7 protein-coding genes are annotated in these 12,089 nt (G+C 44.0%); 6 read left to right on the forward strand and 1 reads right to left on the reverse strand.

All coding sequences use genetic code 11. From position 1 onward, the window contains the following. The first annotated feature begins 85 nt into the window (after window positions 1-85). From NM125_RS15040 to NM125_RS15060, 5 genes are all read left to right on the forward strand, one after another. Window positions 86-2,773: a valine--tRNA ligase gene (locus NM125_RS15040; protein ID WP_255135798.1), complete on the forward strand. Its 2,688-nt coding sequence runs from the start codon at window positions 86-88 to the stop codon at window positions 2,771-2,773. 88 nt (window positions 2,774-2,861) lie between these two features. After that, window positions 2,862-5,147 carry an ATP-dependent helicase gene (locus NM125_RS15045; protein WP_255135799.1) on the forward strand — a complete coding sequence of 762 codons (2,286 nt, stop codon included), beginning with the start codon at window positions 2,862-2,864 and terminating at the stop codon, window positions 5,145-5,147. Window positions 5,148-5,241: 94 nt separating this feature from the next. Next, a complete protein-coding gene (locus tag NM125_RS15050) occupies window positions 5,242-6,699 on the forward strand; it encodes a DUF5723 family protein (RefSeq protein WP_255135800.1) in 1,458 nt (485 codons plus the stop codon). A 126-nt stretch (window positions 6,700-6,825) separates the two neighbouring features. Then, a complete protein-coding gene (lon, locus tag NM125_RS15055) occupies window positions 6,826-9,372 on the forward strand; it encodes an endopeptidase La (protein WP_255135801.1) in 2,547 nt (848 codons plus the stop codon). A gap of 111 nt (window positions 9,373-9,483) precedes the next feature. Then, a complete protein-coding gene (locus NM125_RS15060; protein WP_255135802.1) occupies window positions 9,484-10,251 on the forward strand; it encodes a hypothetical protein in 768 nt (255 codons plus the stop codon). Window positions 10,252-10,260: 9 nt separating this feature from the next. Here NM125_RS15060 and NM125_RS15065 read toward each other — a convergent pair whose 3' ends face one another. Further along, entirely contained in the window at window positions 10,261-10,605 is a 345-nt protein-coding gene (locus NM125_RS15065) for a DUF6122 family protein (RefSeq protein ID WP_255135803.1), read from the reverse strand. Between the two features lie 267 nt (window positions 10,606-10,872). On the opposite strand from NM125_RS15065, the gene NM125_RS15070 reads away from it, so the two are divergent. Continuing rightward, window positions 10,873-12,081 carry an NAD(P)/FAD-dependent oxidoreductase gene (locus NM125_RS15070; protein ID WP_255135804.1) on the forward strand — a complete coding sequence of 403 codons (1,209 nt, stop codon included), beginning with the start codon at window positions 10,873-10,875 and terminating at the stop codon, window positions 12,079-12,081. The last annotated feature ends 8 nt before the right edge of the window (window positions 12,082-12,089 follow it).

Raw genomic sequence — 12,089 nt, forward strand, 5'->3', positions numbered from 1 at the left:
AGCGAGGCTTTATTAATACATTCAACCATAATAAACTGGTTCCGCACGCTCTGCGTCGGAACCTATTAGTTTAAAAGCTGAAGTTTTGAGTAAAGAAATTCCCGCACAATACGATGCCTCTAAAGTTGAGGATAAATGGTATTCCTACTGGATGGAAAACAATTATTTCCACTCCGAACCGGACGACCGAGAGTCTTTTACCGTAGTTATCCCCCCTCCTAATGTTACCGGTGTGCTCCATATGGGACACATGCTGAACAATACCATTCAGGATGTATTGGTTCGTCGCGCACGTATGCAGGGCTACAACGCATGCTGGGTTCCCGGAACCGACCATGCCTCCATTGCCACTGAAGCAAAAGTAGTACGCAAGCTACGTTCAAAGGGAATCACTAAGAAAGATTTGACACGAGAAGAATTTCTGGACCATGCCTGGGAATGGACTCATGAGCATGGAGGAATCATCCTTGAACAATTGAAAAAGCTGGGAGCCAGCTGCGACTGGGACCGTACCGCTTTCACTATGGATGAGGATTACTCAGAAAGCGTGATTGATGTATTTATCGATCTGCATGAGAAAGGTAAAATCTATCGCGGTGAGCGAATGATTAACTGGGATCCGGCTGCCCAAACTACGCTAAGTGATGAAGAGGTCATCCACAAAGAAGTAGATTCCAAACTGTACCATGTTCGTTATAAGATTGTGGGCGAAGATGAGTTTGTAACCATCGCAACTACCCGGCCGGAAACCATCCTGGGAGATACAGCCGTTTGTGTGAACCCGGATGATGAGCGCTACACGCATTTGCAAGGGAAGAAGGTGATGGTGCCCTTGGTTAACCGTGAGATTCCCGTTATTCAGGATGATTATGTGGATATGGAATTCGGAACCGGTTGTCTGAAAATTACCCCTGCTCATGATGTTAATGACTATGAAATCGGACAAAAGCATGGTCTTGAAACCATTGACGTGCTGAACGCTGATGGTAGTATGAGCGAGGCCGCACAGCTTTATATTGGAGAAGACCGGTTTGAGGTTCGAAAGAAAATAGCTAACGACCTTGAAGAAGCCGGTCACCTTGTAGAAGTGGAAAATTATAAGAATAAAGTAGGCTTCTCGGAGCGAACCGATGTACCCATTGAGCCACGACTGTCCCTGCAGTGGTGGGTGGATATGGATCAGCTCAGCAAGCCTGCTCTCGACAACGTGATGGACGACACGGTTGAATTTCATCCCGCTAAATTCAAGAATTCCTATCGGCACTGGATGGAAAACATCCGGGATTGGAATATCAGTCGTCAGCTTTGGTGGGGACACCGAATTCCCGTGTTTTATTACGGGGAAGGCCATGATGATTATGTAGTCGCTAAATCTATGGAAGAAGCTCTTCCTAAAGCACAAGAGAAGTCAGGGAATAAAGACCTGAAAGCCTCTGATCTGAAGCAAGATGAAGACGTGCTGGATACCTGGTTCTCCTCCTGGTTATGGCCTATTTCTGTTTTTGATCCGGATTACATCCGAACCGGCAAGGCCAATAAAGAGCTTCAATATTACTATCCAACCAAAGATCTGGTTACTGCTCCTGAAATCATGTTTCTCTGGGTAGCTCGTATGATTGTTTCCGGCTATGAGTACATGGACGACAAGCCGTTCGACAATGTGTACTACACCGGTATTGTAAGGGACAAGAAAGGTCGGAAGATGAGCAAGAGTTTAGGAAATTCTCCTGACCCGCTGGAGCTCATTAAAAAATACGGAGCCGATGGAATCCGGATGGGAATGCTTTTTGCAACCCCGGCCGGTAACGACCTCCCTTTTGATGAAAAACTGTGTGAGCAGGGACGGAATTTCTGTAATAAAATCTGGAATGCCTTCCGCTTTCTTACCATGAATATGGAAGATGGCGAGAAGTATGAGCCAACCCTTGAAATCAACAATGAAGATATTTCTGACCGGTGGATGGCTGCGCGTATTCAGCAGACTATTCAGGAAGTCAATAAAGACTTTGATAACTACAAGCTGAATGATGCCCTTAAGAAAGTATATTCCCTGATCTGGGATGATTTCTGCGACTGGTATATCGAATTAGCCAAGCCGGAAGTGTATGGAGAGAAAATCCCTGTGGATAAACTCAATACAGCGCTCGGGTTTTTTGAGCAGCTCATGAAGCTCCTCCACCCTTTCATGCCATTCATTAGTGAAGAGATTTACCAGCACATTCAGGAACGAAGTGCGGAAGAAGCACTTCTTATTTCCGAATGGCCTAAAACCGATGATGCTAAGTTAAACGAAGACGATCTCAAACTTTTTAGCACCCTGCAGCAGATGGTTTCTTCCCTGAGAAATATCCGCTCTGAAGTGAATGTTTCCCCGAAAGAAGAACTGGATGTTCTGATTAGTACAAAAGAACAATCCACCGCAGACGCACTGCTTAGAAACCAGCTTGTGCTGAAAAAGCTGGAAAGCATTCAGTCGCTAACCATTTCAACCCAAATTGACAAACCCAAAGTGTACTCCTCCTCAATTGTGGATGGAAATGAATTGTTTGTGCCGCTGGAAGGCCTCGTTGATTTTGGAAAAGAACGAGAGCGTATTCAAAAAGAGATTGATCGCTTGGAGGGGTTTTTGTCGGGCATTGAGAAGAAACTGGCCAATAAGGGCTTCATCAATAATGCCCCGGAAAACGTCGTTGAGCTGGAAAAAAAGAAGAAAACCGACACGGAAGACAGCCTCGCTAAACTGCGGGAACAACTCAAAGATTTTGAAGAATAACCACATCGTTCACTGAGGAATACAGAGAGCAAACGTCAGTAGTTCTATCTACTTGAATGTTCTGTCCCTTCGTGGTTAAAAGAATATTATGAAAACATTTTCACTTCCATCTGAAGAGCCTAAAGGTCGGCCCGACTTTCTATCCGGGCTGAACAAGCAGCAGAAACAGGCCGTAACGCACACCGATGGCCCACTACTTATTGTGGCCGGTGCAGGTTCCGGAAAAACCCGGGTTTTGACCTATCGAATTGCTTACCTGCTGCAGCAGTATAAAGCAGCACCCGAGCAAATTCTTGCTTTAACCTTTACCAATAAGGCAGCCCGGGAAATGAAGGAGCGTATTCAGAACCTGATCGGCGATAAAGCCAAAAAACTCTGGATGGGTACTTTCCACTCTATCTTCTCAAAAATTCTGCGCTTTGAAGCCGATAAAATTGGCTATGGCGCGGACTTTACCATTTACGATACCAATGATTCACAGACGGTAATCAAACAGATTCTGCAAGAGCTGAATTTTGATCCCAAAGAGATCAAACCCAAAACCATCCATAATAAAATCAGTGACTCTAAGAATCAGCTGATTGAAGCCGATACTTACCAGGATCGTTTTGTGAGCAGTACGCTGGATGATATTACAGCGCGGGTGTACAAAATTTATAACAAGCGGCTGAAGCAGAGTAACGCCATGGATTTCGACGACCTGCTGGTGAAACCCATTCAGCTTTTTGAACAACATCCGGACATTCTGGAAAAATACCAGGACCGTTTTAAATACATTCTGATTGATGAGTACCAGGATACCAATCATGCACAGTATAAAGTAACCAAGTTATTAGCCGCCAAGTACGAAAATATTTGTGTGGTGGGTGATGATGCCCAAAGTATTTACTCCTTCCGCGGAGCAGATATTTCCAACATCCTGAATTTTAAGGAGGATTATGAAGATGCGACACAGGTCCCGCTGGAGCAGAACTATCGCTCCACAAAAGCCATCCTGCAGTGTGCCGATTCCATCATCAAGCAGAATACCAAACAGCTTGATAAAACCCTGTGGACTGATCAGGATTACGGCGAACGCATCACCGTACTGGAAAATTTTGACGAGCGGGATGAAGCCAATCGCGTAGCCAGTCATATTCAAAATCTGAAGATGAAGCACGGCTACAAGAACAACAATTTTGCCATTCTCTACCGCACAAACTACCAATCGCGGGTGTTTGAGGAAGCCCTGAGGCGCAAGGATTTGGCTTATCAGTTAGTGGGCGGACTCTCCTTCTACCAGCGTAAAGAGATTAAAGACGTGCTGGCTTATCTCACCCTATTGGTCAATCCCCATGATGAAACCAACCTGCTTCGGATTATCAACGAACCCTCGCGGGGAATTGGGAATAAATCCATACAGGATTTGATCAAGCAGGCGCGGGAAGAAAGCAGCTCTATCTGGAATATCATTCAGAACATTGAAGAGCTGGATGTCTATAAACCGGCCAAGGCCCGGGTGCGTGAATTTGTAGATATGATCAACCGCTTGCGAAGTAACCTTGAGGGTGGTGAGAGCATTTCGGATACGGTGAAAGCCATGCTGGAACAATCCGGTTACATGCGTGCATTGGTTGAGGAAAACTCCCATGAGTCGATGATGCGCAGGGATAACATCATAGAGCTTCAAAATGCGATCTCTTATTACGAAAAAGGAAAAGAGAAACCATCCCTGAGTGCTTTTTTACAGGAAATTAGCCTTATTACCGATACCGATAAGTTCGACGAAGACAAACCGGCTATCACTCTGATGACGGTTCATGCTTCCAAAGGACTCGAATTTCCCTGTGTATTTATTGTTGGGCTTGAAGAGAATCTGTTCCCCATGGGTGCCCGGGATAATTTTGATGTGGACATCGAAGAAGAACGCCGCCTGTTTTATGTAGCCATTACCAGAGCCGAGGAACGGTTGTATTTCAGCCATTGCAGGAGCCGGTTCAAGTTTGGGGAAGAAATGCGCCAGTCTCGTTCCCGATTTCTGGACGAAGTGGATGCCGGCGTTGTTCAAACCGAAACCGGGGCAACGATTTCTCAAAAGAAAGACCGGTTTGAGAATAAATCCTCCGGGGATTCCGGCAGGGACATGGACTACGATTGGAAGCAAGCCCACACCAAAAAAACCTACAAGTCTCCCTCGGCTACCATTCATTATGACTATGAAGACGGGGAAGATCCTTTCCAGGTTGGTACCAAAGTGATGCACTCTAAATTTGGGCCCGGTAAAATCATTTCCAGGTCGGGATTAGGAACAGATGCCAAAGTTGTTGTATTTTTCAAAAATAGAGGACAAAAAAAGTTAATGCTGAGGGCAGCTCCTTTACAGGTAATTGATTAGTAAATAACAGATTTCCCCTCGTTAGCGTTAGAATATCATGTATAGTCGGCAGGCAATATCTTTACTACTGTTCCTGTGTTTAAGCAGCTTTTCGGTGCTTGCACAGCCTGTTATCACTCCAAGAAATATGGCTCTTGGAGGTGGCGGGAGTACCTATATCACCGACTATAATGCCAATTTCTACAATCCTGCCAACCTAATGATTCGTGACCGTGAAGGTGATTTTTCAATCGGGGTTGGAATCGGCGGTTTTTTCTTCAATCCCTTTGAGAGTTTTGACGATCCGAATTTGCAGTATGAGAACGCACGGGATTATTTATCGGCTTATGAGTCCGGTAATCGAGCTTCTTTCAGTTCAAACCGGGATGAAATTCTGGACGATAATTATCCCCGTAATGCTACCCTTTCCGACAATACCACCCGCTACGATGTAACCGTATTGGGTATGAAGTGGAAACGGGAAAATCGTTCATTCTCTGTTGCCCTCCGAACCCGTACTTCTTCGAATTTCAGAGCCGGAAAAGGATGGTATGTCAACGAATTTCAGGAAGACCGGGACGGTAATAGTGTACTTGATCGTACTTTGATCCACCGGTACCAAACGCTTCATGAACTCTCTTTTGGGTATGCGGAATCATTTCCTTTTCTAACGGGCTTAACCCCCCGGCTTGATAATTTTGTTATCGGAATAGCGCCAAAAATCGTGGTTAGCGGTAACTACCAAAATGCTGCCTGGGAGAATGTATATCAGCAGCAGGGTAATTCCGTGCAAAGAATTGAATCCTTTTCTTATGATGCCACCGGAGAATTTTCGGCTTCTACCGGGGCTTATTTTAGCGGCAGCAACATCCAAACCGCCAATACACAGTCATTCAATAATAACTATTTCTCTTTTGATGGCATCGGGGCCGGGCTGGATATAGGCGTGACCTACCTCCTCACTCTTGGCAGTGACCTGTCTGCCATTCGGCCGGATCAACAGCCCACCCGAAAATCGCTGCGGCTTTCGTTTTCGATGACCGACATCGGCTTCGTTTCTTATAACAACGATAAGCTTACCATTTCAATGGATACCGACACCACGACGGGAGCTGCGGTTCCATCTAACGTAAGTAACGAAATGTTTACCGGCACCCGAGGGCAATACATCTCGTTTATAGAGCAATATGGAGAAGACAATCCTTTTACAGGAACCAACCGAAGCCGAGCTTCTTTTTCCACGCTTTTGCCGATGGCTGTTCACGGAGGAGCTTTGCTTGAAATTAACCGGCTGAAACTGATGGGTGATGTCAGTATCGGACTGACCAATAATGCCTTTAACTCAACCAAAATAATTTCTTCTGTGGGGGTTGAAATTCGCCCTTTGAAGTTCTTGCCCCTTCGCGGAGGAATTCAGTTTAAAGCAGCACAACCCAATTTTCTTAGCCTTGGAACCGCTATTGAAACCAAGAAATGGGATTTTTCCGTGGCCGCACTGTTAACTCCCAACTCCCTCACCAATCAACCCACAATAACCGGGGTTTCGGTAGCAACCCTTCAGTTCCACTTTTAAAGCCTGCCACTTTGCCCTACATTACTGACAGGCAGCGGGTGTTTCTGACGCTTTGTTTTGTGTGAATGATATGGCTTCGTATTTGCACCTTAATATTCAAACGAAAAACTGCAGATATTTTTATTTATGAAACAGCGCTTTGATTTATTTGAAAAATTCGATCAGTCTGATGACAACTTCGATGATTTTGAGCAGGCCATTCCTCTCATGTCCGAAGAAGAAGAGAAAGAACTGACAGAAGCTGAAATTCCCGATTCCCTCCCCATCCTGCCCCTCAAAAACACCGTATTATTTCCCGGTGTCGTTGTTCCGATTACCGTTGGGCGCGATCGTTCTCTTGCTCTTGTAAAAGAGGCTTACGATGGCGACAAAACCATTGGGGTTGTGACCCAGAAAAACGAAGATATAGAAGAACCTGAGTACAAAGACCTTCATAAGATTGGAACCGTTGCCCAGATTCTGAAGCTCATCAAAATGCCGGATGGCAGTAAGAGCATTGTTATTCAGGGCAAGTCCAATTTCAAGGTTAAGAAATTCACCCAAAGTACTCCCTATTTTAAGGCCGATGTGGAGCCGTACAATAAAGAAATGGATATTGAAGGGTTAGAGCTGGATGCTTCGGTTCGCAATATTAAAGAGACGGCGTCCAAGATTATCAACATGTCTCCCAACATACCTTCGGAGGCATCAATAGCCGTCAATAATATCAACAGCCCTACTTTTCTGTTGAATTTCATTTCCTCCAACCTGAATGTGTCTATCTCGGATAAACAGTCTCTGCTGGAGATCCGTAAATTTTCCGAGAACCTGGATAAGGTCATGGAGTTCCTTGAGAAGGAAGTGCAGGTGCTGGATATGAGTGAGAAAATCCGGACTAAAGTGAAGTCGGATATTGATGACCAGCAGCGTGAGTTTTACCTGCGCCAGCAAATGAAGGCCATACAGGAAGAGCTTGGTGAAGACGCTGAACAGCAGGATATTGAAAAACTGCGTGAGCGCCTCAAAAGCAAAAAGCTTCCGGACAGTGCCCGCGAAACGGCTGAAAAAGAACTGCAGCGACTGGAAATGACGCCCAATGCATCCCCAAATTACGGCATCATATACAGTTATGTGGAATGGATTTTGGATCTGCCCTGGGAAGAGTTTTCCGAAGATAAACTGGATCTAAAATATGCTCGAGAAGTGCTGGATGAAGATCACTACGGACTCGAGAAGGTTAAAAAACGAATTGTTGAATACCTGGCCGTACTGAAACTTAAGCAGGACATGAAAGCTCCTATTCTCTGCTTTTATGGCCCTCCGGGCGTTGGAAAGACGAGCTTAGGGAAATCTATTGCAAGAGCGTTAAACAGAGAGTTTGAACGCTTCAGCCTGGGTGGCATCAGAGATGAAGCCGAAGTTCGCGGTCACCGCCGAACCTATATAGGTGCCCTGCCAGGACGTATTATCCGTTCCATGAAAAAGGCCGGAAAAGGAAATCCCGTTATCATGCTGGATGAGATTGACAAGGTTGGTGCTGACTACAGAGGTGACCCCACTTCTGCTCTGCTCGAAGTTCTTGACCCGGAACAAAATGATACGTTTACCGATAACTATCTTGAGCTTGAGTATGACCTTTCTAAGGTGATGTTCATCGCTACGGCAAATTCGCTGGATACCATTCCGGCTCCGCTGAAAGACCGTATGGAGATCATCAACATCAGCGGTTATACGCTGGAAGAGAAAACTCAAATTGCCAAAAAGTACCTGATACCCAAGCAAATTGAGGAAAACGGACTGAAAGAAGAGCAGATTTCTTTCACGGACGAATCCATTGAACGACTTATTGATCAATACACTCGTGAGTCCGGTGTTCGAAATCTCGAGCGACAAATTGCCGGATGCTGCCGTGGAGTTGCGGCTAAAATTGCCTCAGGAGAAATCGAAGAGTTTGATGTAATAGCCGATGATGTAGAAGAATTTCTCGGAAAGCGGAAGTTCTTCAGCGATGCAGCCGAGCGGACAACCGTTCCCGGCGTGGCTACAGGCATGGCATGGACGCCGTACGGCGGTGACATCCTATTCATTGAGGCCAGTGTATCTAAAGGCTCCGGAAAACTGAATATTACCGGTCAGCTTGGCGATGTAATGAAAGAGTCCGCTATGCTCGCTGTCTCATATCTGAAAGCACATTCCGAAGAAATCGGTATTCCTGAAGAAGCGTTCAAATATTGGGATTTACACGTACACGTACCGGCCGGAGCAGTTCCAAAAGACGGACCTTCTGCCGGAGTTTCGCTGATGTCAGCAATCGCCTCGATATTTACACAACGTAAAGTGAAAGGCACCATCGCCCTTACCGGCGAGATTACCCTTCGCGGGCTTGTTCTCCCAGTTGGAGGAATCAAAGAGAAAGTGCTGGCAGCCAAGCGTGCCGGCATTAAGAAAGTGCTGCTTCCAAAGAAAAATGAGAAGGATGTAGCTGAAATTGAAGAAGAGGTCCTCGGCGACCTGGAAGTGGAATACCTGGAACGTATGGATCCGCTGCTGGATATCATCCTCGAAGATGAACCCGTTCAGGATGCTTCCGACTTCTTTAAGGTAAGCGAAGCTCATAAAGCTTCGGTATCCGGTAAGAATGGTAAAATGCCGCAAAAAGATGTGGAAGTGGTAAGTCGCGATGATGACGAATAATTATTTCCGACATCACTGATGTATTAAAAGAGCGGGTTTTACCCGCTCTTTTTTTGTTCGGCATAATTTATAACCTTAAGATAAATCCAAGTTGGATTCAGTCATTCCCTCATGAGAGTTTGTCTGCTTTTTTTAATCTCCTTGCTTTTAATTCAAAATGCTGCTGCTTGCAGTTGTGGTGCTCCCAATGTCACCGGCAGGTATATGGTCGAAGATTTTATTGGAGTCGTTGCGATCAATTCAATTGAAGAATCTGAGTATTATCAAGAAAAGAGAGTATACAAAGCCAAACTTGATTCTGTCCAAACATTCAAAGGAGCATTTCCGGATTCGGTCTTTATATCCGGCACCCTTGAAATGAGTTATGTCGGACAATGTGAGATTTCGGTTAGGCCCGGCCAAAAGTGGCTTTTATACCTTCAGCAAGAAAAAAACGGGCATTATATTCTTAGTTGGTGTGATAATCCTTTAATTATTTCAGGATCATCAGGGGAGCCAACTCCATTTGCAGAAAAAGCCCAAAATCAGATAGAAAAACTGAGCTATTTGAAAAAGAACTTTCCAAATCTTCATAGTGAATACAGGATATACTATGATTTGGGCATTTATTCTGAGTTCTTCGTGAACCTTAACAATCTGCAATTAGATACGGAATCTGCTTACTATATGCTCACCTTCAATACTGATGTAGAAGTTGATTCTGTAGAAATAATTAAAGGATTTGGAGAGAAAGTAGATCAACAAATCATTCAATTTCTTAAAACAGATAGCTTGTGGCATGGGGGAAATTTGTCTAACCCGGAATATTCCATCCCTTATGAAACAAAATATCTTATCAACATGAATTATAGTAAAGAGTTGAAGAGAGTCGGTTTCTGATTAGTTGCTCTATATAAAACAATCCAATCCATCCAGCAGCATATGAATAAGCAGCCCTAAGCCTGTAAGTTGTATCCGAAAGTTCCACTTCTCTCCCGCTTCTGAAAGCTTCCCGGACTTTAAATAAAAAGGAATCGTAAACATCAGAATATAAACAGCTATTGCCCAAATGGTATGTAAGGGATGAAATCCGATCGAGCACCGGTTTGGATCATAAACCGGGTTGGCTAACAAATGATCTGCATCTACTACCATGGTCGCTATCAGGATCAGGAAAGCCAATTTCCATTTCGACCTGTAAAAAAACCAAGCTACAATTAAGGGAACCAAAAAATGAGAAATTATATGTACCATATTCTCAAGCTATGATTTTCTGTGTTCGTATCATATCCGATTCACTTACATCTCACTATTCTTGCCAGTTATAAAATTATCGTTTTTGTGATACTTTGGTTCCTCTCATTCTATTTGAAGCCATAAAATTCCTACATAAGATATTTTGGTAACAGAAAATTGCTCTTCGAACCCATGATGAAAGCCTTTAAATTTTTTAGGCCCTTCATAAAATCTTCAAGAAAAATTAGTAATCAATATTATCTATACAAATAAAATGGGGGAGTTATGAAAAAGCGAATTATTATAGTAGGGTCAGGTTTTGCAGGCTATACCACGGCGGTTCAGTTGGCAAAGGCTACAAAATCCAGATATGATATCAGTGTGATTGACAAAAAACCCGAGTTTGTATTTACCCCCTCCCTGGTCTGGTTCCCCTTTGGGAAAAAGAAAATAGAAAACAGCTCTTTTGACACCCGGCCCATATATGAAAAATTAGGGGTTACCTTTATCGAAAGTATTGTTTATGGGTTTGATTTAGAGGATCAGCTAATATACACCCCTGATCGAGATATTGAGTATGATTATCTTGTGATAGCAACAGGTAGCACCCCGAAATTTGCAAGTATTAAGGGATTGTATCCCAACATACACACATGGTCCGTATTCAGTGGTTTCGAACATGCCCAAATTACTAAAAAGGCCTGGAAAGAGTACTTGAAAAAACCAGGCCCCTTGGTGGTAGGTACTTCGCAATGGGGCGGTTATTCTTATGTAGCCTACGAGTTTTTATTTAATGCACTATACCAATTGCACAAAGCAGATTTACTGGACAACGTACCTATCCATTTCATCACTTCAGAGCCTTTCCTTGGCCATTTTGGAATTGGCGGACTCGGTGAAGACTCCGACAAAGCAATGGAGCTTTTTAAAAGCTTTAATATCAAAGTTCATCTGAATGCTGAAATTCATGAGGTGAAATCAACTGAAATAATTCTGAAAGGCGGAACCGTTCTACCTTCTTCATTTACCATGATCATCCCTCCCTTTAACGGTATAGATGCTGTTAAAACTACTCGAAAATTTGGCAATGAAAACGGCCTGATTCGTGTAACTGACCAGTTCTATCATCCTAACCATCCAAATGTATTCGTTGCCGGAGGCGCCATTTCTGTAATACAAAAAGCAGACAGTAAAGTAGGGATTGCCATGCCGTGTACTCACTCATTCTCTGAAATGACCGCAAAAGCCATAGCTCAGAATATTACAGCTGAGATCGAAGGGGGAATTCATGTGGCCAGCACCACCGAAGAACTATACAGTTTTATCCGTAAAGATCTTCAGTATTTGGGTAATATCATGTTCAGGGAGTACTCTAATGTAACCGAAGCTCTGAACTTCATAGCAAAAGGGTCTCAGGATAAATGGGCAAACCACTCCCTGAAAGACTATATCGAGTCAGCTTACTCGGAGAATTTCATGAACATTAAATATTAGTGTAAGAT

It is taken from the genome of Gracilimonas sediminicola (genome assembly GCF_024320785.1).
Taxonomy (GTDB): Bacteria; Bacteroidota; Rhodothermia; order Balneolales; family Balneolaceae; genus Gracilimonas; species Gracilimonas sediminicola.

What these genes read in the sequence shown, in the direction of transcription:
- lon (WP_255135801.1), top strand. Translation starts at nt 6,826, where the DNA reads ATGAAACAGCGCTTTGATTTATTTGAAAAATTCGATCAGTCTGATGAC.
- NM125_RS15065 (WP_255135803.1), bottom strand. Translation starts at nt 10,605, where the DNA reads ATGGTACATATAATTTCTCATTTTTTGGTTCCCTTAATTGTAGCTTGG.
- NM125_RS15045 (WP_255135799.1), top strand. Translation starts at nt 2,862, where the DNA reads ATGAAAACATTTTCACTTCCATCTGAAGAGCCTAAAGGTCGGCCCGAC.
- NM125_RS15070 (WP_255135804.1), top strand. Translation starts at nt 10,873, where the DNA reads ATGAAAAAGCGAATTATTATAGTAGGGTCAGGTTTTGCAGGCTATACC.
- NM125_RS15060 (WP_255135802.1), top strand. Translation starts at nt 9,484, where the DNA reads ATGAGAGTTTGTCTGCTTTTTTTAATCTCCTTGCTTTTAATTCAAAAT.